We start from the raw sequence: 26,215 nt of genomic DNA on the forward strand, positions 1-26,215 counted from the left end.
GAAGGACCGGGCATCCTCGGCAGAAGTTCGGTGAAAGTCCGGCGGGACATGTCTCCGCACCACGGGGCGTTCGCCGGCCGTTCACGGCCCGATGTCAGTCTTGGCCCGTGAACCTCTCCCAGCACCGGCTGCACGCCGCACCGGCCGTCGTCCCCGTGGGCCGGATCACCCGGGTCGTGGCCCATCGCGGAGCTTCCCACGACCGGCCCGAGCACACCCTCGCCGCCTACCGGCAGGCCATCGAGGACGGCGCCGACGCGCTGGAGTGCGACGTCCGCCTCACCGCGGACGGCCGGCTGGTGTGCGTCCACGACCGCCGCGTGGACCGTACGTCCGACGGCCGCGGTGCCGTGTCGGCCATGACCCTGGACGAGCTCGACCGGCTCGACTTCGGATCCTGGAAGGGCGGTGGCGCCGGACCGTCCCGGGTGCTGGCCTTCGACGAGCTGCTGGCACTGGTGTCGTCCGCGCCTCGGCCGGTGAGCCTGGCGGTCGAGACCAAGCACCCGACCCGCTGGGCGGGCCGGGTGGAGCGCGAACTCGTCCGCCAGTTGCGGCTGTTCGGCCTGGACCGGCCGACCCCGGGCATGCCCGACCGGGTGCGGTTGATGAGCTTCTCGCGGACGGCGCTGCACCGCCTGGCCGTGCTGGCCCCGGAGCTGCCCCGGGTCCTGCTGACCGAACGGACGGTCCCGGGGTGGGGCTCGCGGCTCCCGAGCGGTGTGCTGATCGCCGGTCCCGGCATCGACCTCGTGCGCGCCCGGCCGGGCCTGGTGCTGCGGTTGCGCGCGGCCGGGTACCGGGTGCACGTGTGGACCGTCGACGAGCCGGACGACGTCGAGCTGTGCCTGCGGCTGGGCGTGGAGGCCGTGATCACCAACCGTCCCCGGCAGGTCCTGGAGCAGATCGGGGACCGCTGACCGGCGCATCGGCTGCCGCGCCGGCCGGCGCCCGCAGGGCCGGAGCGCCGGGGGCGGCTTCCGGTTCGCGAGACGGGCACCGAGGACGCTGTGGACGCCATCGTGGCCGCAACGGCTCTTTTTCCGGAGGCACCGGTCGTCACCGGCGATCCCGCGGACATGCGCCGTCTGCCGGATGCGCTGGACTCCCGCAAGCACCCGGTCTTCTCGGTGTGAGCCGCAGCGGAAACGGTGAACGGAAGCCGATGGGCCGGAAATCAGCTGCCGCGATACAACCCTGACGGCCTGTCGGAGGTCTCCTCCTGGGTGACCCGTGGCGGAACGCTGCCCCACATCCTGGTGAAGCCGGTGGTCCCCGATCCATCCATCACGGAGGCGACGCCGCCTCCCATGTCCAGGGGGGACACGCTTCTCCATGACTCATCCCTTCCGTACGGCCCTGGCCGCCGCCACGGTGGCAGCCCTGACCGGTGGCCTGCTCGTCGCCACCACCGGCACCGCCGCCGCCGACGGGGCGCGCCCCGTCGCGGACTTCAACCATGACGGCTACCTCGACCTGGCCGTTTCCGCGCCGTTCGCCTACGTCAACGGCAAGGGCGGGGCCGGACAGGTCGTCGTCCTGTACGGCACCGCCAGCGGCATCTCCGGTGCCGAGCGCACCGTCCTGAGCCAGGAGAGCGCGGGCGTTCCGGGCGCGGCCGAGACCGGCGACAACTGGGGGTACGAGACCTCCGCAGCCGACTTCGACCACGACGGCTACACCGACCTCGCCGTGAGCGCCCCCTGGGAGGACGTCTCCGGCGACAAGGACGGCGGAACCGTCCAGATCATCTGGGGTTCGGCGAACGGCCTGTCGGGCGGCACCACCGTCAAGGACCCGACGCCGTCCGGCCACGACCGGTTCGGCTACGTCCTGGACGCAGCCGACTACAACGGCGACGACAGGGCCGACCTGGCCATCGGCTCCAGCTCCGCCACCGTCCAGGTCTACCGCGGCGGTTTCGGACGCAGCTCCGGGGCCACCGGTGGTGTCTACAGCGTGCGTCCCGCGATCCTCAGCGGCGGCGACAACGGGCCGAAGAACCTTCACTCCGGCGACGTCAACGGTGACGGCGTCGCCGACCTCCTCGTGGACGGCTACGACAATCAGCCCGATCCCGAGGACTACTACTGGAACACCAACTACTACGTTCCGGGCTCCGCCTCCGGGCTCGACGCAACTGCCGCGCAGAAGCTCCCGGCCGGCGTCATCACCGACATCGGCGACATCAACAGCGACGGCTACGGCGACATCGTCATCGGCGTGCAGTGGGACAGCGATGTCCCCGGGTCGAGGACCGGCGGCAAGGTCGAGGTCATCAACGGTTCGGCTTCCGGCCCGAGCAGCAACCGCACCGACATCGACCAGAACTCGGCCGGTGTGCCCGGCAGCTCGGAGACGGCGGACGGGTTCGGCGCCGAGTTGGACTTGGGCGACGTCAACGGTGACGGCCACCTGGATCTCGCCGTCGGGGCGCCGGGCGAGTCCGTCGACGGCGTGGCGCACACCGGGGCTGTCACCGTGCTCTACGGGGCGGCCGACGGTTCCGGCATCACCGGAGAGGGATCCCAGTGGTTCAGCCAGAACTCCCCGGGCGTGCCGAACTCCGACGAGGCCGATGATCAGTTCGGCTTCGACATCCACCTCGCCGACCTCAACAACGACGGCAAGGGCGATCTCACGGTCGGCGCCTCGGGCGAGAACGGCGGCAACGGCGCGGTCTACGCCCTCCACTCCGACGGCAGCCGGATCGCGGGTTCGGGCGGTGTCTCGATCTACACCTCGACCGTGGGGGTCTCCACCACCGGAACCCCGTACTTCGGCGTGAACTTCGCCGGCTGACCCTCGGGACCGAGGTGACGACAGGGGCCGGGCCCGGTGAACACACACCGGGCCCGGCCCTCCGTCGTGCCGTCAGCCGGTCACGGCCGGCGCGATCCGGCCGGTCACCTCGCCCAGTGCGACGCGGGAGCCGTCCGGCCCCGGGGCCCAGGCGGTGAGGGTGACCTCGTCGCCGTCCTCGAGGAACGTCCGCTTGCCGTCGGGCAGTTCGAGCGGGTCGCGGCCCGACCAGGTCAGTTCCAGCAGGCAGCCCCGCTGCTCCGGCTCCGGTCCGCTGACGGTGCCGGACGCGAACAGGTCACCCGTGCGCAGCGAGGCCCCGTTGACGGTCATGTGGGCGAGCTGCTGCGCCGCGGTCCAGTACATACCGGAGAACGGCGGGTTCGACACGGTGTGGCCGTTGATCGCGACCGACATGTGCAGGTCCAGTCCGGCGGGCACGGCCTCTGCGTCGTCCAGGTAGGGCAGCAGGGCGCGGTCCCGCGCCGGGGGAGCGGTCCAGGCCTGCTCCAGGGCGTCGAGCGGGGTGATCCACGCGGACACCGAGGTGGCGAAGGACTTGCCGAGGAACGGGCCGAGCGGCACGTACTCCCACGCCTGGATGTCGCGCGCCGACCAGTCGTTGAGCAGACAGAGGCCGAAGACGTGGTCGCGGAAGGCGCTGAGCGGCACCTGCTCGCCGAGCACCGACGGGGCGCCGACGACGAAGCCGACCTCGGCCTCGATGTCGAGCCGCAGCGACGGGCCGAAGGACGGCGCGGGGTCGGCGGGCGCCTTGCGCTGGCCGTTCGGCCGGACGACCGGGGTGCCGGAGACGACGACCGTGCCCGCGCGCCCGTGGTAGCCGATGGGCAGGTGCTTCCAGTTGGGCGTGAGGGGCTCGCCGTCGGGGCGGAAGATCCGGCCGACGTTGGTGGCGTGGTGCTCGCTGGCGTAGAAGTCGACGTAGTCGGCGACCTCGAACGGCAGGTGCAGGGTGACGCCGTCGAGCGGGTGCAGCAGCGGTTCGACGGCCGCGCGGTGGCCGGGGTCGGTCAGCCACTCCCTGATTCCGGCGCGGACGGCCTGCCAGGCGGGTCGGCCGGCTGCCATCAGCGGGTTCAGCACGGGCTGCCGGAGCAGGTCGGCGTGCGGAGAACCGAGAGCGGCTGCGGCGGCGCCCGCGTCGAGGACGTGATCGCCGTAGCGGACCCCCACCCGGGGCCTGTCGTCCCCGGTGGGGGTGAAGACACCGTACGGAAGGTTGTGCGGGCCGTAGGGGTCGCCTGCGGCAAGGTCCAGCGGGCTGTGCTCGGACATGGGTGCGGTCTCGCCTTCCTGATCGCCTGTGGGCCGGCCTCACGTTACGGGCTGGGAGCCCCCCGGGGGTACCCGTTGCGGGGGCTCCCCGGGCCATCTCCGTGCCGCCCGTCCCGGAGCGCACCGGGTGCCGGTACGGGCGGGAACGCCGAGCCGCCGACCGGACCGCCGCATGATCCGGCACCCCGCGGGGAGACGGCCCGGTGGTGGGGCGGGCGCCCGCTGTGATCGATACGGGACCGGATACGCTTCCCGGGGTGGCCTCGCCACATGGACAGACCGCGTGTGTTGAACCGCAGACAGGAGTACCCCTCGTGACCGTCGTCGGGGCCTTTGGGCTGAGCGTGCGGGACCAGGCTCTCGAAGCCGACGTCCGGGCCGGACTCGCGGCCGTCGAGGAGGGCCTGCTGGCGGCGACCAAGAGCACCGTCCCCTTCATCACCGAGGCCGCCCAGCACCTGGTGCTGGCCGGCGGCAAGCGGTTCCGTCCGCTGCTGGTGACGCTGGCGGCCCAGTTCGGCGATCCGCACGGCCCCGGTGTGGTGCCCTCGGCGGTGGTCGTCGAGCTGACCCACCTGGCGACGCTCTACCACGACGACGTCATGGACGAGGCCCAGGTGCGGCGCGGGGTGGACAGCGCGAACGTGCACTGGGGCAACTCGGTCGCGGTGCTCACCGGCGACTTCCTCTTCGCCCGGGCCTCCCACATACTGGCCGACCTCGGCCCGGAGGCGGTCCGCGTCCAGGCGGAGGCGTTCGAGCGGTTGGTCACCGGCCAGATCCTGGAGACCGCGGGTCCGCGCGACGGCCAGGACCCGGTGCAGCACTACCTCGACGTGATCGCGGGCAAGACCGGTTCGCTGGTCGCCGTGTCCGGCCGGTTCGGCGCGATGATGTCCGGGGCGGACGACGACGTCGTCGACATCCTCACCCAGTACGGCGAGCGGCTGGGCACAGCCTTCCAGCTCGCGGACGACGTGCTGGACGTCGCGAGCGACAGCCACGAGTCCGGCAAGACCCCCGGTACCGACCTCCGCGAGGGAGTGCCGACGCTGCCCGTGCTGCACCTGCGCGCCCGTGTGGCGCAGGGCGGTTCCGCGGCGGACCGGGAGCTGGCGGAACTGCTCGACGGCGACCTGACGGACGACGCCCGGCACGCCGAGGCCCTGGCGGGGCTGCGCGCGCACCCAGCCCTGGACGACGCCCGCCGGGACACGATCCGCTACGCCCAGGAGGCGCGTTCCGTGCTGGGCTCGCTGCGCGACTGCCCGGCGAAGCAGGCCCTCGAGGGGCTCTGCGACGCGGTGGTTCATCGCGCGGGCTGACGTCCTCCGGACACCGGTTGCAGGTGACACCCCCGCGCCGGGTCCCCGGCAGTGGTCCTGCCCTTCGTCACGGGGGGAGCGACGGGCCTTGCCGCGGGGCTCCCGGTGTCCCCGTCGCGGGTGAGGCTGGGCCATTCGGCGCGCACCCCTGAGGGTGCCCTCCCCCTCCGGTCGTAGACCGTTCGTGCCGTTCGCCGGTGTTCTCCTCCCTTGGCAGTAGGCCGAGTTGATTCCGCGGGCCGACGATTCGGCACCGGCGAATTGGTGAGATGAGTAGCACCATCCCATCGGTCCCCGGAGCAAGAATGGCGGCGGGGGTGGAGACGTGTTGTCCGACGGACCACCGCCGATCATGGAGGTCGCAGCATGGAACGGAACGAACCGAACGAGGATGCCCCGGTCCCGCGGCGCCGGGTGACGTCCCGTCACAAAGCGGTGCGGTATGCCGTTCCGGTCGCCGTGGCCGGAGCCGCAGCCGCAGCCATCGGATTCGTCCCCGCCTTTGCGGGCGACGACCCGGAGCTGCCGAAGCTGACGCCGGAGCAGCTCGTGGCGAAGATCGCCGAGTCGGACACCCGGGCCATGTCCGGGACGGTCAGGATCACCACCGACCTGGGCATTCCACAGCTGCCCTCGGGTGTCTCGCTCGGCGGCTCCTCCGGCGATCGGGGCGGTTCCGCCATCGACCCGAAGGCCCGGCTGGCCGAACTCGCGTCCGGGTCGCACACGCTCCGGGTGGCCGTGGACGGGCCGGACCGGCAGCGGCTGGCGATCGTCGACGACGCCTCCGAGTACAGCGTGATCCACAACAGCGGCGAGCTGTGGGCGTACGACTCGCGCAGCGACGCCGCGTACCACGCCGAGGCCCCGCGCGAACGTGAGGCCCGGCAGCGCCCCGGCGGACGGGAGTTGCCGGCGGGTCCGGCCGGGGCCACTCCGCAGACGCTCGCCCAGAAGGCTCTCGAGGCCGTCGACGAGACGACCTCGGTGACGGTGGACGGTACGGCCAAGGTCGCCGGCCGCGACACTTACCAGCTGCTCATCGAGCCCGAGCAGGCGGGCAGCACGGTCGAATCGGTGCGGATCGCGGTCGACGCGGAGAAAGGCGTACCGCTGAAGTTCACGCTCATGCCCAAGAGCGGCGGGAAGGCCGTGGTCGACGCGGGCTTCACGTCGGTGGACTACGCCAGGCCTGCTGCCCGGACGTTCGCGTTCACCCCGCCCGAGGGTGCCGAGGTGACGGAGCAGTCCGAGCTCGCGAGGAAGCACCGCGACGACGAGGCGGTGCAGCGCGTGCTTCCCGGCATCGGAAAGCCGGGCCCGCAGTCGGACCCCGACGAGCCCGGTGCCGGGAAGCGGGACTTCGGCAAGCCCGGCTTCACGCTGATCGGCAAGGGCTGGACGACCGTCGCCGAGCTGAAGGCCCCCGATCAGGGCGTCGAGGAGAAGCGGTTGGACGCCCGGGCCGGCGACGACGCGCGCACCGGCGACTCCGGGCAGGCGGGACTCCCGCCCGAGGCCCGGAAGATGCCCCGGGGCTTCGGCGACGAGGTCACCGGACGGTTCGGCACCGGCACGGTGTTCAGCACCCGGCTCGTCAACGTCCTGATGACGGAGGACGGCGCGGTTTACGCCGGCGCGGTCGACAAGAGTCTGCTCGTCAAGGCCGCCGACGCCGCCAAGTGAGCGTTCCTGCGCGGGCATCCTGCCGCATCCGGCGGGGTGCCCGCTCTGTGGGGGTTCGTCCCGGCAGAATCGTCGGAACCACTCTCTGACGACTCAAAGGGGAGACCGATGGGGACGTCGACCACCTCGGAGCCCGAGACGGTCATCGCGACCCGAGACCTCACCAAGCGTTTCCGCGGCGGACAGCTGGCCGTCGACCGGCTGGACCTCACCGTGCCCCGCGGCAGCGTCTTCGGGTTCCTCGGACCCAACGGGTCGGGCAAGACCACCACGATCCGCATGCTGATGGGCCTGATCGAGCCGACCTCGGGCAGCACGGCGCTCCTCGGCCGTCCGATGCCCGTCGAAGCCGGCCGGGTGCTGCCGGAGGTCGGAGCGCTCATCGAGGGCCCGGCCCTCTACGGGTTCCTCTCCGGACGGGCCAACCTGGCCCGCATCGACGCGGCCGACCCGACGTCCGAGCCGCGCACCCGCAGGGCCCGCGTCGACACCGCTCTCAAGCGGGTCGGGCTGGCCGCGGCGGCGACCAAGAAGGCCCGCGCCTACTCGCTGGGGATGAAGCAGCGCCTGGGACTCGCCGCAGCCCTGCTCAAGCCGCGCAGCCTCCTCGTCCTGGACGAGCCGACCAACGGTCTCGACCCGCAGGGCATGCGGGAGATCCGGGCCCTGATCCGAGAGCTGGCCGCCGACGGCACCACGATCTTCCTCTCCTCGCACCTGCTGGACGAGATCGAACAGGTCTGCACGCACGCCGCGGTGATGTCCCAGGGCCGCCTCCTCACCCAGGGGCCGGTCGCCGACCTCGCCGCCGGCGCCCGTGGCCGGCTCGTCGTCACCACGCCGGACCCCGGTGAGGCCGCCCGCGTCCTGGAGGTGCACGGGGTGCACGGCATCACCGTCAGCGGCCCCCGGGTGACGGGGCATCCGCCCGCCGTCGACCCCCCCGACCTCGCCGACCTCAACGCCGCTCTGGTGCGGTCCGGGGTCCGGGTCCGTTCCTTCGCGATCGAAGGGACCTCGCTGGAAGAAGCGTTCGTCGCCCTGACCGGGGAGGGATTCCATGTCTCCGACTGAACCCGGCGCGGCCGCGCCGGTGTACGACGTCCCGGGTCCCCGCACGGACCCCGCCCCGCTGCGGGATGCGGCGGCCCGGCGCCCCCGCGGCCTCGGGCGGGGCTCCGGACTGCTGCGCAGCGAACTGCGGACGACGTTCCTGCGCGGGCGCACGCTGGTGATGCTCGCGGTACTGGCGGCCGTCCCGGTCCTGGTCGGTGTCGCGGTCCGGTTCGAGACGGGCGGCGACGAGGGCGGCGCGGGCGCCGGTCCGGCGTTCATCGCTCAGGTCACGCACAACGGTCTGTTCCTGGTGTTCACCGCGCTCGCCGCGACGCTGCCGGTCTTCCTGCCGATGGCAGTCGGGGTCGTCGCCGGTGACGCGATCGCGGGCGAGGCAGCCACGGGGACGCTTCGCTACCTGCTGGTCGCTCCCGCCGGCCGGGTGCGGCTGCTCCTCGTCAAGTACGCGACGACGCTGGCCTTCTGCCTGGTCGCGACCCTGACGGTGGCCGGCTCCGCGCTGGCCGTCGGCGCCCTGCTGTTCCCGCTGGGGAAGGTGACGCTGCTGTCCGGCACCACCGTTCCGCTCGTGGAGGGGCTGCTGCGGGCGGTCGCGGTGGCGGTGGCCGTCGCCGTCTCGCTGGTCGGGGTGGCGGCGCTGGGGCTGTTCGTGTCCACGTTGACCAACAGCGGCATCGCGGCCATGGCCACCACCGTCGGGCTGGTGATCACCGTGCAGATCCTCAACGCCGTCCCGCAGCTGGAGATGATCCAGCCGTACCTCTTCTCCCACTACTGGCTGAGCTTCGCCGACCTGCTGCGCAGCCCCGTCGAGTGGAGCGACCTGCTGAGCAACGTCGGCCTGCAGGGCTTGTACGCGGCCGTGTTCGGCTCGGCGGCCTGGGCGCGCTTCACCACCCGCGACATCACGGTGTGACGCCGCGGGCGGTGCGGCGGCCGGGCCCGCGGACGGACCGGGATCAGAAGGTGAGCTTCCAGCTGTCGATGAAGCCGGTGTCGCCGCTGTAGACGTCCTGGACGCGCAGCTTCCAGGTGCCGTTCGCGACCTCGGCGGACGCGTTCACGGTGTACGTGGTGACGACGTCCGGGGCCGAGTCGAAGTAGCTCGAGTTCTTGAGCCGGTAAGCGGTGCCGTCCGGCGCGAGCAGGTCGACGACCAGGTCACCGCGGTAGCTGTGCTGGATGTCCACCCCGACCTCGAGGGCCGAGGGCGCGTTCCCGGCGACCCCGGTGACGGCGATCGGCGAGGTGACGGCCGCCCCGGCGTCCGGCACGGAGACGTCGGCGGTGTTCTCGAACACGGTGCCCGGGGGCGGCGGGGCCTGCGAGCCGAGGGTCCAGACGGTGTGGGCGAGGGCGTCGGTGTTGGTGTCGAGGGCGGTGTCGTCGATGTTGGCGGTGGTGTCGCAGGAGCGGTGGTAGCACGGGTCGAAGGACTGTCCTGCGGTGCCGCCCCATTTCTGCGCCTGGGTGGTGGTCTTGGTGCGTTCGGCGCCGGTGAAGAGGCCGCCGACGGGTATGCCGGCGTTCTTGAAGGGGGCGTGGTCGGAGCGGCCGTCGCCTTCGGTCTCGGCTTCGGTGGGGATGCCCTTGGCGGCGTAGAAGTCCTGGAAGACGTCTTCGATGCCGGGGTCGTCGTCGTAGACGAAGTAGCCGGGGTTGGGGGAACCGATCATGTCGAAGTTGAGGTAGGCGTCGATCTTCGAGCGGTCGGCGGAGGCGAGGTTGTCGACGTAGTGGTCGGAGCCGATCATGCCGAGTTCTTCGGCGCCCCACCAGGCGAAGCGGAGGTGCCGGGTGGGCTGGTATCCGGTGCGGGCGACGGCAAGGGCGGTTTCGAGGACGGCTGCGGACCCGGAGCCGTTGTCGTTGATGCCGGGGCCGGCGGTGACGGAGTCGAGGTGGGAGCCGGCCATGACGGTGTGGTCGGGGTCGCCGCCGGGACGGTCGGCGATGAGGTTGTAGCCGGTGGTACCGGAGGTGGTGAAGGCCTGCACGGTGGTGGTGTATCCGGCCGAGTCCAGTTGGTCCTTGATGTAGTTGAGGGAGGCCTGGTATCCGGCGCGGCCGTGGGCGCGGTTGCCGCCGTTGGCGGCGGCGATCGACTGGAGCTGGGACAGGTGCGCCTTGACGTTGGCCAGCGGGATGTCCGGTGCGGCAGTGACCGCGGCCTTCTCCGGAACGGCCGGCAGCGCGGCGGAGGGGGCGGCGCCGGCGAACAGCCCGGCGAGGACGCCGCCGGCGGCGGCGATCGTGGCGACGCGGCGTATCCGTGATCTTCGCATCATGAGAGCTCCGGGTTCCGAACGGTGGGGGTGGAACGGACGCCGAGCGTGCAGACCCTCGCCGTCGGCCCGGCACGCGCACGGCACGTGGCGGCGGCGATGGAGAGGGCAGGGTGCGGATGCATCGTCGGGCGCGGAGTGAGCCGCCGTCAATACCGCCTCGGCCCAATGGTTTCGGCAGGGGCCGGTGCTCCCGGTTCGTGATGGTGTGAGCCCGAGGGGCATGGATGCGAGCGCGCGGGCGGGCCGCGGATGCGTCTGCGTTCGTCGTGTGCGCCCCGATGGAATCCCCCGTGCGGCCCCGCGGAACCACCGCCCCCGCATGGCGTGCTCGGCCGGGGAAGCGGGGCTGACACACTCGGCCCATGGAGAAGGTTTCGCTGGACGCAGAGGTACGGGACCATCAGCAACGCGCTGCCGCCGCATCGAGCGGGCGGAGTGCCGGGACCGTCTACGGCGGTCACGGGCACATCCTGCGGCAGACCCTCATCGCCCTGACGGCGGGGACGCGGCTCGCCGAGCACGAGAACCCGGGAGAGGCCACCTTGACGGTCCTGCGCGGACGGGTGCGCCTGCACAGCGGACAGGACTCGCTGGACGGTGCGGCCGGCGACCTGCTGATCATCCCGCCCGCCCGGCACGGCGTGGAGGCGGTCGAGGACTGCGCCGTCCTGCTCACCACCGCTGTCAGGTGACCCGCGGTGGCAGCCGCGCCGAAAACCGGCGGCCCGACGACACTGGTGACCGTCGGGCACGGTTCCGCGACACGTGACCGGCTCGCGCCGCTCCTGGGCGGCGCCGGTGTGGAGGCCGTGGTCGACGTGCGGACCGCTCCTGGAAGCCGCCGCAACCCCGACGTCGCCCGGAAGGCGCTCGAGGAGTGGATGCCGGAGGAGGGCCTGGCCTACCGGTGGGACAAGCGGCTGGGCGGGTTCCGCAAGGCGGCCGCGGACTCTCCCGACGTCTTCTGGGAGAACGCCTCCTTCCGCGGCTATGCCGGCCACACCCGCGATCCGGACTTCCTCGCGGCCATGGACGAGCTGCTGTGCCAGGCCGCCACGACCCGGTCGGCGGTGATGTGCTCGGAGGCGGTGTGGTGGCGCTGCCACCGGCGCCTCATCGCCGACTTCGCCGTGCTGGCGCGCGGTGTGCGGGTGGTGCACCTGGCGCACAACGGACGGCTGACGGAACATCCACCCACTCCGGGAGCGCGGCTGCGGGAGGACGGGCTTCTCGTCTACGACCGGCTGTGACCTGTCCGCGCGACACGGCGCCGGTAGGTGTGGACACTCAGGCCGCGGCGAGGGCGCTGATGCCGAGACCGGTCAGGGCGGCGACCTTCGCGGCCTCAAGGGCCACGTAGTACAGATGACCGCGGGAACGCGGCAGGTGCTCCCCGGTCAGGACCCGGTCGGAACGGCGGTTGAGCCGCGGGCGGACCACGGCGAGCTGTGCGGTGAGGACCACGGCCGCGACGACTGTGAAGACGGTCACCGCGAGCGACGGACCGCCCGCGGCCACGGCGGCGGCCACGACGGCTGCCAGCACCACCTCGGCGGCGTTGAGGGCCCGGAAGACGAGCCGTCCGATACCCAGCCCGATCCGGACGGTCACCCCCGGAGCGCGGAACTTCAGCGGCGCCTCGAGGAAGGAGATCCCGAGGACCAGGCCGAGCCACACGAAGGCGACCGCGCCGGCCACGTCTGCCGCTGTCTCGTTCATCGGGGTTCCTCATGGCGATGGGCATCGAAAGTGCTGCGGGCGAGCGAGGCCCGGGCGGTCGCGGGCCTGTGCGCGGCGCAGGTCATGCGGCGTCGGCGCGCTCCAGACGGGCCAGGCACGCGTCGGGCTCGGCGAAGGGCTCCAGCCGGGCAGCGGTGATCGTTGTCCCGAGTTCCGTCAACGACCCCTGCATCAGACCGAGATGCACCTGGCACACCAACGGCCCGTAGTCCTCGGCCAGCTCGAGGAACGGGCAGTGGCGCAGCCGGATCGCGTCCGGGCGTTCTGCGTCGTCCCCCACGCTCTGCGGCGCGAAGCCGAGGTCGTCCAGCAGCGCGGTGAGCCGGGCGATCGCCGCTCCGTCCGTGAGGTGCCGGAACGGCGGGGGAGAGTCCATCAGATGACGCCCCCAGGCGCGGCCGGCCCGCGCGGCCGCTTCGCCCGCGTCCTCGCCACCGGAGGCGAGATGACCGAGCAGAACCTGGGCCAGCAGCAGGTAACTGCGAGGTCCGTCGCGGTCCATGCCGGGCCGCGGCGTGTAGACGGTGCGGGGGCGTCCGGGGCCGGAGGGGCGTTCCAGCGTCCGTTCGACCGAACCTTCCGCCAGCAGGGCGTCCAGGTGGGAGCGCGCGGTGTTGGCGTGGACGCCGAGATGTTCGGCGACCTCGGCCACGCCGACGGGCGCGCCCGCGCCCTGGACGAGGTCCAGGACCTCGCGGCGGCGGGACCGCTCCCGGGACGTTCCCACGGTGCCCTCCCCTCTCCGCCCTCGGCGGTCCGGTCCGGCCGCCGGGCATGCGCCGACCGGATGCCGTCACCGGTCCGGGTCGGACAAGGTTTCCACGAATAGTACATGTAATAATTGCCGGATCGAGGCGGACGGAGAAGGGACAGCTCGTGACATCACCTTCCGAGGTCCACATTCAGGGGACCGGTACCGACCCCGTCGTCCGGGCCCGGGCCGCGGTCCGCCGGATCCAGCAGCGCCTGTCCGACCGGTTGGCCGACCTGACGCACGCGGCCTCGTCCGGCCGCACCACTGACGAGCCCTCGGGCCGCGCCCTGGCCGAGTTCTGCGACGGCGAGCTGCGCCGTCACCTCGCCGCCGGCGTCGAAGCCCTCCACGCACCCGCTGCGGGCGCCGCCCGGACCGGTCTGCTCGTACGGGCTCTGCACACCACCGCGGAAGACCTGGTTCGGCGCATCGACGCGATCGCCTCCGGAGAGGAGGAGGACGTCCCGGCCGCCGCCGGGGGCCTTCAGGCGGTTCTCGCGGTCCATTTCTCCATGGAGCAGGACGTGTTGCTGCCCGCGCTCGCCGAACTGCCCGGGGCGGACCTGCCCGGACTCGTGTCCGATCTAGGGACGCTGCTCGAGGGCGGCGAGCTGGAGCGCCCGGCCGTCGTCGACGTGCGCGAGATCCCTCACGGCAAACGCCACCCGACGATCTTCGCCCGCTACGCGCGGCTCGCCCCGGGGGAGGCGTTCACCCTGGTGAACAACCACGATCCGAAGCCGCTGCACCGCGAGTTCGAGGCCGCACACCCCGGCGGATGCTCCTGGGACTACGTCGAGTCAGGTCCGGAACGGTGGCTGGTGCGCATCGGAAAGGCGAACGCCGGTGTCTGACTCCCACCGTCCCGACGTCTCCCGGGAACCCGGCGGCCGACCACTCGGAGATGCCCCGGACGAAGCGCTGCCGCGCCTCCTGTGCGACACCCGAGCCCTCACCGGGCAGACCTCCGCCCCGGGCGGAGCACTGTGGAGGCTGGCCGAACCCGGGCGGCAGCTCGACGCCAACATCGTGCACCTGCCGCCTCGGGAGCGCGTGGACACCCACGCGGAACCGGACCTCGACGTTCTCCTGTTCGTCGTGGCGGGTGACGGCGTCCTCGGCACCGCGGAAGGGCCGCAGCCCCTCACCGAGGGCGCCCTGCACTGGCTTCCCCACGGCTCCCGTCGCAATCTCACCGCGGGCGACCGCGGTCTGTCCTACCTGACCGTCCACCGGCGCCGTCCCGGCATGCGGATCCGCCGCCGCGACGAGGTGGCGGGGCAGCAGCCCCGGTGACGCGGGCGCCGTTCGCTCCCAGCACCTTCCCAGGGAGGACCGGAGACGTCCTGATCGTCCCCCGGCCGCGTTTCCGTGATCACCGTCGGTGCCGGAATCGGGTTGCCGCCGGCCCTCGGCCCCGCTAACAAGGGGGCGTTGCCCCCGTCCTGCCCCGGGGGCCCTGAGCAGAGGATGTGGCCGTGACCACCGAACCGACCGGAACCACCGAACGCATCGGTCCGCCGCTGATCGCGCAGGAGCGCGAAATGCTCCGTGCCTTCCTCGACTACCACCGCGCCACCCTCGCGATGAAGTGCGACGGGCTGTCGGACGAGGAACTGCGCAGCCGGTCGATGCCCCCGTCGTCGCTCTCGCTGCTCGGCCTCGTGCGGCACATGGCCGAGGTGGAGCGCATCTGGTTCCGCGTGACCATCGGCGGTGAGGACCTGGGCCGCGTGTGGTCGGACGACGGCGACTTCCAGGCCGCGTACGACGCGAGCGGGTCCACGCGGGCCGAGGCGTTCACGGCCTGGCGGACGGAGGTCGAGCACGCACGCCGGATCGAGCGCGGGACGGAGTCGCTCGACCTCACCCGGTACCAGGCACGCTGGGGCGAGGACGTCTCGCTGCGAATGGTCATGTTGCACGTGCTGCTCGAGTACGGCCGCCACAACGGTCACGCGGACTTCTTGCGAGAGGGCGTGGACGGCAGCGTCGGGGCGTGACAGGGGTCCCGGTTCCGGTGGGGACGAGAGGCCTCTGCCGGTGATGAAACTGACGTCCCATCAAATCGGTTTCACGGTACGAGTGTTCCGGATGGGGAGATCCGGGGAATGTGCGCATGACTTGCGCAATGGGCTGAGCGAGTCGACAGTATGAGAATCATGGAAGAACTCGATCTCGGTGAAGTCTCCGTACGCCGCGCGAGTCAGGCGGATGCGGACGCCCTGGCCGCGATCGACGTCCCCCCGGACGCCGTCACCGCCGAGCGGCGCTCCGGCTTCCGCCTGTGGTGCGGGCAGGGCGACGTCTTCATGGCCGAGACGCCGTCCGGGCCGCTGGGTTTCTGCGTACTGGACTACTCGTTCTTCGAGCACGGCTTCATCACCCGGCTCTATGTCGCCCGCGACGTCCGGGGCAAGGGGATCGGCACCGGCCTCCTCGCCGTCACGTCCGGCTCCTGCGTCACCCCGAAGCTGTTCACCTCGGCCAGGCTGTCCAACCATGCGATGCAGCGGCTGCTCCAGCGCGTGGGCTGGCGTCCGGTCGGCATGCTCGACGGCCTGAACGACGAGGACGGCGAGCTCGAACTCTTCTACCTCTGTCCACCCCGGCACACCCCGAAAAAAGCCACTGAGCCGCGCCGCCGACGCCCGGCCGGGGACGCCGGGCTGCCGGAGCGCCCGCGCGGCCTGCGGTGACAGCGCGCGACCACGATCTCGTCGTCGGGTGCGCGCGAGTGGTCAGCCGGTAGCGGGGAGCCCGCCGGCCCGGACATCGGCGACGAAGGTGTGCCAGGCGCCGTGGGTGAACAGCAGGAGCACGGGCGTCCGGGGAAGCAGAGCCGTCAGAGAGGGTTGAGGCGGGCCTTGAGCAGGCAGAACTCATTGCCCTCGGGGTCGGCGAGAACGTGCCACTGCTCCTCGCCGGTCTGGCCGATGTCGGCCCGGCGCGCCCCGAGCTTCAGGAGGCGTTCGAGCTCGGCGTCCTGATCGCGGTCGGTGGCGTTGACGTCGATGTGCAGCCGGGACTTCCCCGGCTCCGGCTCGTCCCTGCGGCTGAGGATGATCGTCGGCTGCGGGCCGCCGAACCCTTTGCGCGGTCCGATCTCGAAGCACTCGTCACCTTCGCGATCGAGCACGACGAAGTCCAGGACCTCGCACCAGAACCGCGCCAGCATCTCGGGGTCGCGGCAACCGAGCACGAGCTCGCTGATACGACAAGCCATGGACGAAACCTGCTCTCGTCGTGGGAATGGCCGGGCGGCCGTGCGCGGAGCTCTTGGGCTCCCCGCAGTGGGAACGCTCGAGACCGTACCGGGTGAGGCGAGCGGGTGCGCGGGGTTTTCGGGTTCCCCGCCCCACCCGGCCGGGCCGCCGGGCGGGCGGGGCGGACGGCGTACGCCCCGGAGCGGGAGAGCCGTCCGCGCGGGCTCTCGTCGCTGGGAGCTGCCCTGACGGGGGCGTCTGTGCCGGAGGCTAGGCCACGTAGCCGAGGTGCACCGGCTCGAGGGCGTCCCGTGTGCGGACCCGGGACAGCAGATCCGGCAACTGCGGGGGCCACAGCGCCTCCGGCGAACCCGCGAGTTCTCCGAGGGACCACCAGCGCCAGGTGAGAATTCCTTCCTCCGCGTGCACCCCGAGGACGTGATCGGCGGGGGCGCGGCGGGGCCCGCTCGCCAGGTAGATGTGCTCGTGCTGGCGCACCGGAACGCCCGCGCGCGTGAAGTCGTGTTCCCAGGTGCACAGGAGGGCGCCCGGTTCCAGGTCCGTCCACCCCGTCTCCTCGCACAGTTCCCGCCGGGCGCCCTCGCGGGGGGACTCGCCGGGATCCAGCCCGCCGCCGGGCATGGCCCAGTGCACCCCGACCTCCGGGTTGTCGTATCGGAGGAGGAAGACGGCGCCTTCCGGATCGATCACGGCTGTCCGGGCTGCCTGACGGGGAGTTCGCATGGTGGCAATCTAGAGAGAGCCCGTCGTCCGTGCGGGGACAACGGGTAATCGGCGTCCGGGGCGGGCGCTGCGCCGGACGGCCGGCGCCGGGAGTGGGGGACACATGCGCAGCAGAAGCACCGCAGCAGCACTGGGAGTTCTGGCTGTCCTGGTGATGGCGGGGTGCGGCACGGACAGGGCAGCGAGTGACGGGGACGGACGTCCCACCGGGGGATCGTCGTCGCCCGGCTCCTCGGCAAAGGGGCCGCGCTGGGCCTATGCGGACGTGGCCGGGGACAAGCGGGGGCGGTTCCTCGACGTGACCGCTCCGGCAGCGGACGACATGTGGGCCACCGCGGCGTTCGACTCGGGCGCCGGAAGCAGGTCCGGGGACCAGCGCCTCTTCCACTACGACGGCCGCAGCTGGAGACAGCAGGACATGCCGCGTGAGCTCGACGGCGGTGTGTACAGCACCAGGCTCGCCTCCTCGGGCCCCGACGACGTCTGGCTCATCGGGCACGGTGTGGGCACCGGCCACCAAAGTCGTCTCCACATGGCGCGCTGGGACGGCAGCCGCTGGCAGCGCGTCCCTTCCAAGCTCACCGGACGCCTCAAGGACGTGCTGGTGTTCGGCCCCGACGACGTGTGGGTACTGGCCGGCGAGGAGGCGCAGCACTGGGACGGCAGGCGCTGGAGCGACCGCCCCTTGCCCGCGAACGCCTCGTCCATGGCCGGCACTTCGGGGGACGACGTGTGGGCCGTCGGCCACCGGACCACCGGTCCCGGCCTGGGAGAGGACCAGTACTCCCAGCCTGCCGCCATGCACTGGGACGGCCGGGACTGGAAGGTCGTCGACACGCCGGTCTTCCGCTTCCCCGATCCCCAGCCACCCGAGGCGTCGGCGAGCCTCGACCGCGTGCTCGCGCTGCCGGGAGGCAAGGCCCTCGCGTACGGGGACCTGTCCTTCAACCACGGCGAGATGGAGAACGAGCCGCAGGACCGGTCCTTCACGCTGCGCTGGGACGGCGAGCGGTGGGTGGACGTGACGGACGACGCACCCTCCTGCCCCAAGGGCCGCGACGCCGCGCCGGACGGCCACGGCGGTCTGATCCACCTCAACCGCTGGCACCTCACCGGCGACGGGGACTGCCGCAGGACCGCCTGGAGCGAACTGCCCGCCACCGGTGACATCACCCGCCAGGCACAGCAGTCCCTGTGGTTCGCGCGGATCGTCCCGGTACCCGGCAACCGGAAGCTCCTCGGCGTGGGCCACATGCAGGTCAACCAGAGCGGCAACCCGCTGAGCCGGCCACTGATCGCGACGCTCGACTTCTGACCGGCCGCTGTTCCGGGAGGCCCTATGCCTTCCCGGCGTCCACCGCGTCCACCGCCGCCGCCTCGGGGGCGGTGGCGGTGGACCGGGGGGAGACGGCAGCGGCACGCAGGGCGGCCCGGGAACGGCGGGCGGTGTGCAGCGCATCCCACGTCAGCAGCGTCAACGCCAGCCAGACCAGGGCGAATCCGGCCCAGCGCTCGGCGGGCATCGCCTCGTGGAACCAGGTGATGCCGAGGAGGAACTGGAAGGCGGGGGCGAGGTACTGGAGCAGTCCGATGGTGCTGAGCGGAATGCGGATGGCGGCGGCCCCGAAGCAGACCAGCGGGATCGCGGTGACCAGACCGCACGAGGCGAGCAGCAGCGCGTGGGTGGCGCCGTGCGCGCCGAAGGTGGCGTCGCCCCGGGCGCCGAGGAAGAACAGGAAGCCGAGGGCGGGCAGGAACTGCACACCCGTCTCCGCGGCCAGCGACTCGATACCGCCGAGACCGACCTTCTTCTTCGCCAGGCCGTACGTCGCGAAGGAGAAGGCGAGGACCAGGGCCACCCAGGGCAGGCGGCCGTATCCGACGGTCAGGACGCCCACGGCGACCGCGCCGATGCCGACCGCCGCCCACTGCACGGCGCGCAGCCGTTCCTTGAGCAGCACCACGCCGAAGACGATGGTGATCAGCGGGTTGATGAAGTAGCCCAGCGATGCCTCGACCACCCGGCCGCTGTTGACGCTCCAGATGTAGAAGCCCCAGTTGAGGGAGATGGTGACCGCACAGACACCCACCATGGCCAGTCGCCGGGGCTCCCGCAGCAGCGGCCGTATCCAGCTCCAGCGGCGCCTGACGGCCAGGAACGCGGCGACGACGACCAGCGACCACACCATGCGGTGAGCGAGGATCTCCACCGCGCCGGAGGGTTCGAGCAGGGGCCAGAACACCGGGATCAGGCCCCAGAGGCCGTACGCGAGGACGCCGAACACCAGACCGGTGCGCTGCTCGTTCTGCGGCTGCATGGGCCCTCCCCGGGGCGTGCGGCCCCGTCCGCGGGGTCCAGGAGTCGTCAGGGCGACGGTAGTGCTCCGGGGGCGGATGTGTCATGTCCGTATCGTATTACGGTACTGACCGGTCCGAGGGTGGCGGGGTTTCCGGTTCCTACGGGCCGCCATCCCGGCCCTTGCTGTTCAGCCCCCCAGCCGGTGCTGCACCCGCAGCTCGGCGACGGCCCGTTCCACGTCGAAGGGCAGGATCGTCACGGCCACGTTCGGCAGATGGTCCAGGGCCTTCGCGAGCACCTCGCCGGTTCCCCGGTGCAGCAGCCTGCCGATGACCGGCGTGTACGTGCGGCGTGGCACCAGCAGGGTCAGCCAGGTGTCTCCTGACTCCGTTGCCCGCGCCGCGAGTTGGGCGACCGCCTGCCGCAGCCGCCGGTCCGGGCAGTCCACCAGCTGGAGCTGCACCGACGAGGTCTCCGGCGACGCCTCCCAGCGCTCGCGCAGCCGCCGCCCGCGGGTGTCGTCCACCACGATGTGCACCGCGCGGACCTCGTCCGGCCGCAACTCGTGGGCGTACCGCAGCGCCTTGAGCGTGGCGAGGTCGAAGCTCTCGACGAGGACGTACACCAGGTGCCGCCGCCAGGGCGCCCCCTCCCGGTCGGGTCGCGGCACCTGCTCCAGGGCTTCGGCCTCGTGCCGGTAACGGCGGTTGATGCGGATCAGGCCCCAGACGCCCAGCGGGAAGACCACGACGACGAGCCACGCGCCCTCGGTGAACTTGGTGACCGCGAAGATCAGGACGACGGCGGCGGAGACAACGGCGGCGGCGAGGTTGACGCCGATCTTCCAGGTCCGGCCGGGCTCACGACGTCGCAGGTGGTAGGCGGTGAGTCCGGCACCGGCCATGGTGAACGCGGTGAACACGCCGATCGCGTACAGCGCCACCAGCCGGTCGACGTTCGCCCGGGTGACCAGCAGCAGCGCCAGTGCGGCGGCGGCCAGTCCCATGATGCCGTTGGAGAAGGCGAGCCGGTGCCCGCGCCGGGTCAGCACGCGGGGCAGGAACCGGTCGGCGGCGACGAAGCTGGCGAGGAAGGGGAAGCCGGTGAACGGGGTGTTGGCGCCCGTGTAGAGGATCAGCGCCGTCGCCATTTGCACGACGACGAGGCCCACGGTTCCCAGGCTGCTGTCGCCGAACACCAGACGGGCCTCCTGGGCGATCACCGTCGGGTTGCCGTCCACGTACGGGATGGCGTGGGTGAGGTGGGCGAGCGTTGACACCCCGAGAACGAGGATGCCGAGGATGCAGCTCATGGCGATCAGGGTGCGGCGTGCGTTCGGGCCCTGCGGCGGCCGGAACGCGGAGATGCCGTTGGAGATCGCCTCCAGCCCGGTGAGCGAGGAGCCTCCGTTGGCGAACGCGCGCAGCACGATGAACAGCGAGGCCCCGTACAGCAGCCCGGAGCCCTCCTGGCCCAGCGGCACGGCGCCCGGCGCGCGGACGTCGGCCTCGGGCAGGCTCCCCGTGGCCCAGCGGACCAGGCCGATCGTGATGACCAGGCCCATCGAGCCGATGAACAGGTAGGCGGGGACGGCGAAGACGCGTCCCGCCTCGCGCAGCCCGCGCAGATTGCCGTAGGCCAGGAGCAGCACCAGACCCATGCTGACCGGCAGTTTGAGGTGGTCGATACCGGTCCAGCCGGAGCCCGCCAGGTGGGCCAGGGAGATGAGGGCGTCGGTTCCCGCGGCGGTCTGCACCGCGACGGTGACGATGTAGTCGACGAGCAGCGCCACCGAGGCGATCTGCGCGACGTTCGGCCCGAAGTTCTCCCGGGCGACGACGTACGAGCCACCCGCCCGCGTGTAGATCATCACCACGTCGCTGTACGACAGCGTCAGCAGCACCAGCACCAGCAGGATCGCGCCGGTCACCGGCATGATCAGGGTGAATGCGCCGAGGCCGACGACCGGCACCAGGGCACGGAGGATCTGCTCCGAGCCGTACGCGGTCGACGAGATGCAGTCCGAGGCGAGCACGCCGAGCGCGGTCCGGTTGTCCAGCTTCTCCCGGGCCAGCCGCTCGGTGACCAGCGGCGGCCCGAGCAGCAGCCTCTTGGCCCGGTAGGGGAGGGTGTCCCGCAGAGTGGCGTCGCCTGGCCGGCCGGTCCGGGAAGTCATCCCCCCATCACAGCGGGTGCCCGCCTCGGAGGTACGAAGACTCCCCGGGCGGGCACCCGTTCAGAGCGTGTTCGAAACACGCTCCGGGCCCCGGTGATGCGCGTCAGCCGACCACGGTCCAGGTGTCGTTGCCGGCGAGCAGAGCGCCGAGGTCGCCCTTGCCGTACTTCTCCACCGCGCCCTCCAGCTGGTCGGCCATGTCGGTGTCGTACACCGGCCGGTCGACGCTGCGGAACACGCCGATGGGGGTCTGGCGCAGGGTGTCGGGGTCGGCGAGCCGCGACAGCGCGAACGCGGTGGTCGGCGACATGGCGTGCGCGTCGTGGACCAGGATCGCGTCCGTGCCGACGGAGGCGACGTCCACCACCTTGAGGTCGCCCGTCGCCGGGTCGCGGATGACGCCCCGCGAGCCGAGGCCGTCCCCTCCCTGCTCGGGGTCGAGCGCCGCACCGAAGCGGATGGGCTGCCCGTGTTCGAGACGGATGACCGCCTCCTGCGCCTGTTCCCTGTCCTTGAGCACCTCGAAGGCGCCGTCGTTGAAGATGTTGCAGTTCTGGTAGATCTCCACCAGCGCGGTGCCCGGGTGGGCGGCGGCCTCGCGCAGCACCTGGGTCAGGTGCTTGCGGTCGGAGTCGACCGTGCGGGCCACGAAGGTCGCCTCCGCGCCGAGCGCGAGGGAGACCGGGTTGAACGGCGCGTCCAGCGAGCCCATCGGCGTCGACTTGGTGATCTTGCCGGTCTCGGAGGTCGGGCTGTACTGGCCCTTGGTGAGCCCGTAGATCCGGTTGTTGAACAGCAGGATCTTCAGGTTCACGTTGCGCCGCAGCGCGTGGATGAGGTGGTTGCCGCCGATCGACAGCGCGTCGCCGTCACCGGTGACCACCCACACGCTCAGGTCGCGCCGCGACGAGGCCAGCCCCGTCGCGATGGCGGGGGCGCGCCCGTGGATCGAGTGCATCCCGTAGGTGTTCATGTAGTACGGGAAGCGTGACGAGCAGCCGATGCCCGAGACGAAGACGATGTTCTCCCTCGCCAGGCCGAGCTCGGGCATGAAGCCCTGCACGGCCGCGAGCACGGCGTAGTCGCCGCAGCCGGGGCACCAGCGCACTTCCTGATCGGACTTGAAGTCCTTCATGGACTGTTCCGCCTCGGCCTTCGGCACGAGGGAGAGCGCGTCGGTCAGCAGCCGGCGCTCGGCCGTCGTCTCAGCCATCGATGTCCTCCTCCGGGTTCCCGTTGATCACCTCGGCGAGGTGCCCCGCGAGCTGTTCGGCCTTGAACGGCATTCCGTTGACCTGGGTGTAAGACGCGGCGTCGACCAGGTACTTCGCCCGCAGCAGCATGGCGAGCTGGCCGAGGTTCATCTCGGGAACCACCACTCGCTCATAACGCCGCAGCACCTCGCCGAGATTCCCCGGGAACGGGTTGATGTGGCGCAGGTGGGCCTGGGCGATGCGGCCCCCGCCCCGGCGGATGCGGCGCACGGCAGCGGTGATCGGCCCGTACGTCGATCCCCAGCCGAGGACGAGCACGTCCGCGTCGCCGTTCGGGTCGTCGACCTCGATGTCCGGCACCTCGACGCCGTCGACCTTGGCCTGCCGGGTGCGGACCATGAAGTCGTGGTTGGCCGGGTCGTAGGAGATGTTGCCCGTGCCGTCCTGCTTCTCGATGCCGCCGATGCGGTGCTCGAGGCCGGGGGTGCCGGGCACGGCCCACGGCCGGGCCAGCGTCTCCGGGTCCCGTTGGTACGGCCGGAACTCCTCGGCGCCGTCTTCGGCGGTGTGGTTCGGGACGGTCGCGAACTGCACCCGCAGATCGGGGAGTTCACCGACGTCCGGGACCCGCCACGGCTCGGAGCCGTTGGCCAGGTAGCCGTCGGACAGCAGGAACACCGGGGTGCGGTAGGCCAGGGCGATCCGGGCGGCCTCCAGCGCGGCGTCGAAGCAGTCGGCCGGGGTGGCCGGGGCGACGATCGGCACCGGGGCCTCGCCGTTGCGGCCGTACATGGCCTGGAGCAGGTCGGCCTGCTCGGTCTTGGTCGGCAGGCCCGTCGACGGGCCGCCGCGCTGGATGTCGACGATCAGCAGCGGCAGTTCGAGGCTGACCGCGAGGCCGATGGTCTCGGACTTCAGCGCCACACCGGGGCCCGACGTCGTGGTCACCGCGAGCGACCCGCCGAACGCGGCGCCGAGTGCGGCGCCGATGCCCGCGATCTCGTCCTCGGCCTGGAACGTCCGCACACCGAAGTTCTTGTGCTTCGACAGCTCGTGCAGGATGTCCGAGGCCGGGGTGATCGGGTAGGAGCCCAGGTAGAGGGGCAGGTCTGCCTGGCGGGAGGCGGCGATCAGCCCGTAGGACAGCGCCAGGTTCCCGGAGATGTTGCGGTACGTGCCGGTCGGGAAGGTGCCGGAGGCCGGCTCGACCTCGTAGGAGACGGCGAAGTCCTCGGTCGTCTCGCCGAAGTTCCAGCCCGCGCGGAACGCTGCCACGTTCGCCTCGGCGACCTGCGGCTTCTTGGCGAACTTGGTGCGCAGGAACTTCTCGGTGCCCTCGGTCGGCCGGTGGTACATCCACGACAGCAGGCCGAGCGCGAACATGTTCTTCGAGCGCTCCGCCTCCTTGCGGGACAGCTCGAAGCGCTTCAGCGCCTCCACGGTGAGGGTGGTCAGCGGCACCGGGTGGACGTTGTACGCCTCCAGCGAACCGTCCTCGAGCGGGCTCGCGGCGTAGCCGACCTTGGCCATCGCGCGCTTGGTGAACTCGTCCGTGTTGACGATGATCTCCGCGCCGCGCGGCACGTCGGCGAGGTTGGCCTTCAGCGCGGCCGGGTTCATCGCGACCAGGACGTTCGGCGCGTCACCCGGGGTGAGGATGTCGTGGTCGGCGAAGTGCAGCTGGAAGCTCGAGACACCGGGCAGGGTGCCGGCGGGGGCGCGGATCTCGGCCGGGAAATTCGGCAGGGTCGACAGGTCGTTGCCGAAGGACGCCGTCTCCGAGGTGAACCGGTCACCGGTCAGCTGCATGCCGTCGCCGGAGTCACCGGCGAAGCGGATGATCACGCGGTCGAGGCGCCTGACCTCCTTGGCGGCCGGGCTCTGCCCGTCCGTGATCGGTGCCCCGGGCGTCTGCTCGTCCGGGGTGCTGACCTGGCTCGTCACTTCGCTGGACCTCCTTCGAGGCGGTGGTTCCGGGCTTCCCCCGAGTGAGGAGGGGGAGGTGTGCCCAGCGGTCGTCCCGACCGTCACCCTACTTCGGTAAGGGTCGCCTTCCTCGAACGGTGCCGGAGAGCGGACGGCCGGACAGGTGGCTGTTTGTCATGGTTCGGAAGCTTTTCCCCGTCGGCGTGGGACCCGTGCGTCCCCATGGCGCCGTTCATCCGTCCGTTCCATCGACGGGTGCCCGAAGGGGACTTGGGTGCACCTCGGCCGGGGTGCGATGCCGTCGGCGAACCGGCCCCGGGGCAGGTGGGCGGGCCCGCCGACCGGCGGCTCGTGTGAAACCCGTCACTCGGGGTGCGCACTGCTCCGTCGGAGGGGCGGACACCGGTTCCGCCCTGCCGCGGGAGGGTGAGCGGGCGTGGGCGAGACGGCTGATCGATCCCGCAGTGGCAGGGCCTAGACTCCCGTGCGTACAGATCGTCGGACAGCAGAGCCGGCGGACAGCAGAGCCAGGGAGCGAGGGCGGACGTGCCGGAGGCGACCGTGCGCACCACCGGAGCGGCCGGAGCCGCCGGTGTGGAGACCGCCGCCGACTACTTCCAGTCGTACTCGGTCGTCGGACTGCTCGTCGCCGTGGGCGTGCTGTTCGTGGCCGTGGCGTTCGGGGCCGGCCGGCTGCTGCGCCCCGTCGCGCCGACCGCCGAGAAATTGCTCGCGTACGAGTGCGGCGTGGACCCGGTGGGTGAAAGCTGGGCGCATACGCAGGTCCGCTATTACGTGTACGCCTTCCTCTACGTGATCTTCGCCGTGGACTCGATCTTCCTGTTCCCGTGGGCGACGATCTTCGCGGCCCCGGGTTTCGGCGGCGCCACGCTGGTGGAGATGTTCGTCTTCCTCGGCTTCCTCACGGTCGGACTGCTGTACGCCTGGAAGAAGGGTGTTCTCGAATGGACATGACCCCCGGGACCCCCGCCGCCGCACCGGTCGCCCTGCCCGATCCGGTGCGCGCGACCCCCGCCGCCGGAAGCCGGCTCGGCCCGCTCGCCCGGCTCGCCCCCGAACCCATGAAGGTGGTCCTGAACTGGGGCCGCCGCTACAGCCTGTGGGTCTTCAACTTCGGGCTCGCGTGCTGCGCGATCGAGTTCATCGCCGCCTCCATGGCGCGGCACGACTTCATCCGGCTCGGCGTGATCCCCTTCGCGCCCGGCCCCCGCCAGGCCGATCTGATGATCGTCTCCGGCACCGTCACCGACAAGATGGCGCCGGCAGTGAAGCGGCTCTACGAGCAGATGCCGGAGCCCAAGTACGTCATCTCGTTCGGCGCCTGCTCCAACTGCGGCGGTCCGTACTGGGACTCGTACTCGGTGACGAAGGGCGTCGACCAGATCCTCCCCGTCGACGTGTACGTGCCCGGCTGCCCGCCGCGGCCCGAGGCCCTGCTGCAGGGCATCCTCAAGCTCCAGGAGAAGATCGCCCGCGAGTCGCTCGCCGAGCGCTACGGGCCCGCGTCCGGGCGGCCGTCCACCGCCGCCCTGCGCAGCGGACTCGTCGAGCCGCCGGCCGCGCCGACGGCGGGGAAGGGCGAGCGGTGACCGATCCGACCAGGCCGGGAGAGCAGGCCGGGGCCGAGCCGCCGGCGTCCGCACCCTCGGGTGCCGCCG

At 71.8% G+C, this 26,215-nt stretch carries 26 protein-coding genes; 16 read left to right on the top strand and 10 right to left on the bottom strand.

The genetic code is table 11. From position 1 onward, the window contains the following. Window positions 1-128: 128 nt before the first annotated feature. From M1E25_RS13595 to M1E25_RS13600, 3 genes are all read left to right on the top strand, one after another. Complete coding sequence (locus tag M1E25_RS13595; RefSeq protein WP_251414907.1) at window positions 129-920, top strand: glycerophosphodiester phosphodiesterase; 792 nt, start codon at window positions 129-131, stop codon at window positions 918-920. Window positions 921-1,010: 90 nt separating this feature from the next. Next, window positions 1,011-1,136: a PIN domain-containing protein gene (locus M1E25_RS25635; RefSeq protein ID WP_285830719.1), complete on the top strand. Its 126-nt coding sequence runs from the start codon at window positions 1,011-1,013 to the stop codon at window positions 1,134-1,136. Between the two features lie 199 nt (window positions 1,137-1,335). After that, window positions 1,336-2,802 carry an FG-GAP-like repeat-containing protein gene (locus tag M1E25_RS13600; protein ID WP_251414831.1) on the top strand — a complete coding sequence of 489 codons (1,467 nt, stop codon included), beginning with the start codon at window positions 1,336-1,338 and terminating at the stop codon, window positions 2,800-2,802. A 72-nt stretch (window positions 2,803-2,874) separates the two neighbouring features. Here M1E25_RS13600 and fahA read toward each other — a convergent pair whose 3' ends face one another. Next, on the bottom strand, window positions 2,875-4,101 hold the full coding sequence (fahA, locus tag M1E25_RS13605) for a fumarylacetoacetase (RefSeq protein ID WP_251414832.1): 1,227 nt from the start codon (window positions 4,099-4,101) through the stop codon (window positions 2,875-2,877). A 314-nt stretch (window positions 4,102-4,415) separates the two neighbouring features. Here fahA and M1E25_RS13610 point away from each other — a divergent pair, with 314 nt between their 5' ends. The 4 genes from M1E25_RS13610 (at window position 4,416) to M1E25_RS13625 (ending at window position 9,105) form a co-directional block, all read left to right on the top strand. Continuing rightward, the gene (locus tag M1E25_RS13610; protein ID WP_251414833.1) at window positions 4,416-5,426 is read left to right on the top strand and encodes a polyprenyl synthetase family protein; all 1,011 of its coding nucleotides are present in this window, start codon (window positions 4,416-4,418) and stop codon (window positions 5,424-5,426) included. 366 nt (window positions 5,427-5,792) lie between these two features. Continuing rightward, window positions 5,793-7,112 carry a LolA family protein gene (locus tag M1E25_RS13615; RefSeq protein WP_251414834.1) on the top strand — a complete coding sequence of 440 codons (1,320 nt, stop codon included), beginning with the start codon at window positions 5,793-5,795 and terminating at the stop codon, window positions 7,110-7,112. 108 nt (window positions 7,113-7,220) lie between these two features. Then, on the top strand, window positions 7,221-8,186 hold the full coding sequence (locus M1E25_RS13620) for an ABC transporter ATP-binding protein (RefSeq protein ID WP_251414835.1): 966 nt from the start codon (window positions 7,221-7,223) through the stop codon (window positions 8,184-8,186). Then, window positions 8,173-9,105 (top strand): ABC transporter permease, encoded by a 933-nt coding sequence (locus M1E25_RS13625; protein ID WP_251414836.1) that lies wholly within the window; start codon window positions 8,173-8,175, stop codon window positions 9,103-9,105. Before M1E25_RS13620 ends, M1E25_RS13625 begins: the two co-directional genes overlap by 14 nt. A gap of 43 nt (window positions 9,106-9,148) precedes the next feature. Here M1E25_RS13625 and M1E25_RS13630 read toward each other — a convergent pair whose 3' ends face one another. Further along, the gene (locus M1E25_RS13630; RefSeq protein ID WP_251414909.1) at window positions 9,149-10,474 is read right to left on the bottom strand and encodes a M28 family metallopeptidase; all 1,326 of its coding nucleotides are present in this window, start codon (window positions 10,472-10,474) and stop codon (window positions 9,149-9,151) included. Between the two features lie 365 nt (window positions 10,475-10,839). Here M1E25_RS13630 and M1E25_RS13635 point away from each other — a divergent pair, with 365 nt between their 5' ends. Both M1E25_RS13635 and M1E25_RS13640 read left to right on the top strand, forming a co-directional pair. Then, entirely contained in the window at window positions 10,840-11,169 is a 330-nt protein-coding gene (locus M1E25_RS13635) for a cupin domain-containing protein (protein WP_251414837.1), read from the top strand. Window positions 11,170-11,175: 6 nt separating this feature from the next. Next, a complete protein-coding gene (locus M1E25_RS13640) occupies window positions 11,176-11,727 on the top strand; it encodes a DUF488 domain-containing protein (protein WP_251414839.1) in 552 nt (183 codons plus the stop codon). Window positions 11,728-11,764: 37 nt separating this feature from the next. Here M1E25_RS13640 and M1E25_RS13645 read toward each other — a convergent pair whose 3' ends face one another. Together M1E25_RS13645 and M1E25_RS13650 are read right to left on the bottom strand one after the other, a co-directional pair. After that, the gene (locus M1E25_RS13645) at window positions 11,765-12,196 is read right to left on the bottom strand and encodes a hypothetical protein (protein WP_251414841.1); all 432 of its coding nucleotides are present in this window, start codon (window positions 12,194-12,196) and stop codon (window positions 11,765-11,767) included. An 82-nt stretch (window positions 12,197-12,278) separates the two neighbouring features. Beyond that, on the bottom strand, window positions 12,279-12,944 hold the full coding sequence (locus M1E25_RS13650) for a helix-turn-helix transcriptional regulator (protein WP_251414843.1): 666 nt from the start codon (window positions 12,942-12,944) through the stop codon (window positions 12,279-12,281). Window positions 12,945-13,093: 149 nt separating this feature from the next. Between M1E25_RS13650 and M1E25_RS25765 the strand changes: the two genes are divergently transcribed. The 4 genes from M1E25_RS25765 to M1E25_RS13670 all read left to right on the top strand — a co-directional run bounded on the left by M1E25_RS25765 (window position 13,094) and on the right by M1E25_RS13670 (window position 15,670). Continuing rightward, complete coding sequence (locus tag M1E25_RS25765; protein ID WP_251414845.1) at window positions 13,094-13,825, top strand: DUF2249 domain-containing protein; 732 nt, start codon at window positions 13,094-13,096, stop codon at window positions 13,823-13,825. Further along, window positions 13,818-14,267, top strand: a complete 450-nt coding sequence (locus M1E25_RS13660) for a hypothetical protein (RefSeq protein ID WP_372500750.1) — start codon at window positions 13,818-13,820, stop codon at window positions 14,265-14,267. The genes M1E25_RS25765 and M1E25_RS13660 overlap by 8 nt, the downstream gene beginning before the upstream one ends. Before the next feature lie 248 nt (window positions 14,268-14,515). Then, a complete protein-coding gene (locus tag M1E25_RS13665; protein WP_251414913.1) occupies window positions 14,516-14,974 on the top strand; it encodes a DinB family protein in 459 nt (152 codons plus the stop codon). A 159-nt stretch (window positions 14,975-15,133) separates the two neighbouring features. Next, entirely contained in the window at window positions 15,134-15,670 is a 537-nt protein-coding gene (locus M1E25_RS13670; RefSeq protein ID WP_251414847.1) for a GNAT family N-acetyltransferase, read from the top strand. Window positions 15,671-15,816: 146 nt separating this feature from the next. On the opposite strand, the gene M1E25_RS13675 is transcribed toward M1E25_RS13670, so the two are convergent. Continuing rightward, complete coding sequence (locus M1E25_RS13675; protein ID WP_251414849.1) at window positions 15,817-16,197, bottom strand: VOC family protein; 381 nt, start codon at window positions 16,195-16,197, stop codon at window positions 15,817-15,819. Between the two features lie 250 nt (window positions 16,198-16,447). Next, a complete protein-coding gene (locus M1E25_RS13680; protein ID WP_251414851.1) occupies window positions 16,448-16,921 on the bottom strand; it encodes an NUDIX hydrolase in 474 nt (157 codons plus the stop codon). Window positions 16,922-17,024: 103 nt separating this feature from the next. Between M1E25_RS13680 and M1E25_RS13685 the strand changes: the two genes are divergently transcribed. Continuing rightward, a complete protein-coding gene (locus M1E25_RS13685) occupies window positions 17,025-18,236 on the top strand; it encodes a hypothetical protein (protein WP_251414853.1) in 1,212 nt (403 codons plus the stop codon). Window positions 18,237-18,258: 22 nt separating this feature from the next. Here M1E25_RS13685 and rarD read toward each other — a convergent pair whose 3' ends face one another. The 4 genes from rarD to M1E25_RS13705 form a co-directional block, all read right to left on the bottom strand. Beyond that, window positions 18,259-19,239: an EamA family transporter RarD gene (gene rarD / locus M1E25_RS13690; protein WP_251414855.1), complete on the bottom strand. Its 981-nt coding sequence runs from the start codon at window positions 19,237-19,239 to the stop codon at window positions 18,259-18,261. Window positions 19,240-19,407: 168 nt separating this feature from the next. Then, complete coding sequence (locus M1E25_RS13695; protein WP_251414858.1) at window positions 19,408-21,396, bottom strand: APC family permease; 1,989 nt, start codon at window positions 21,394-21,396, stop codon at window positions 19,408-19,410. Between the two features lie 103 nt (window positions 21,397-21,499). Beyond that, a complete protein-coding gene (locus M1E25_RS13700; protein ID WP_251414861.1) occupies window positions 21,500-22,609 on the bottom strand; it encodes a 2-oxoacid:ferredoxin oxidoreductase subunit beta in 1,110 nt (369 codons plus the stop codon). Then, window positions 22,602-24,554 (bottom strand): 2-oxoacid:acceptor oxidoreductase subunit alpha, encoded by a 1,953-nt coding sequence (locus M1E25_RS13705; protein WP_251414864.1) that lies wholly within the window; start codon window positions 24,552-24,554, stop codon window positions 22,602-22,604. The genes M1E25_RS13700 and M1E25_RS13705 overlap by 8 nt, the downstream gene beginning before the upstream one ends. Window positions 24,555-25,082: 528 nt before the next feature. Here M1E25_RS13705 and M1E25_RS13710 point away from each other — a divergent pair. Together M1E25_RS13710 and M1E25_RS13715 are read left to right on the top strand one after the other, a co-directional pair. Next, window positions 25,083-25,511 carry an NADH-quinone oxidoreductase subunit A gene (locus M1E25_RS13710; protein WP_251414867.1) on the top strand — a complete coding sequence of 143 codons (429 nt, stop codon included), beginning with the start codon at window positions 25,083-25,085 and terminating at the stop codon, window positions 25,509-25,511. Beyond that, window positions 25,502-26,146, top strand: a complete 645-nt coding sequence (locus M1E25_RS13715) for an NADH-quinone oxidoreductase subunit B (RefSeq protein WP_251414869.1) — start codon at window positions 25,502-25,504, stop codon at window positions 26,144-26,146. Before M1E25_RS13710 ends, M1E25_RS13715 begins: the two co-directional genes overlap by 10 nt. The last annotated feature ends 69 nt before the right edge of the window (window positions 26,147-26,215 follow it).

It is taken from the genome of Streptomyces meridianus (assembly GCF_023703325.1).
Taxonomy (GTDB): Bacteria; Actinomycetota; Actinomycetes; order Streptomycetales; family Streptomycetaceae; genus Streptomyces; species Streptomyces meridianus.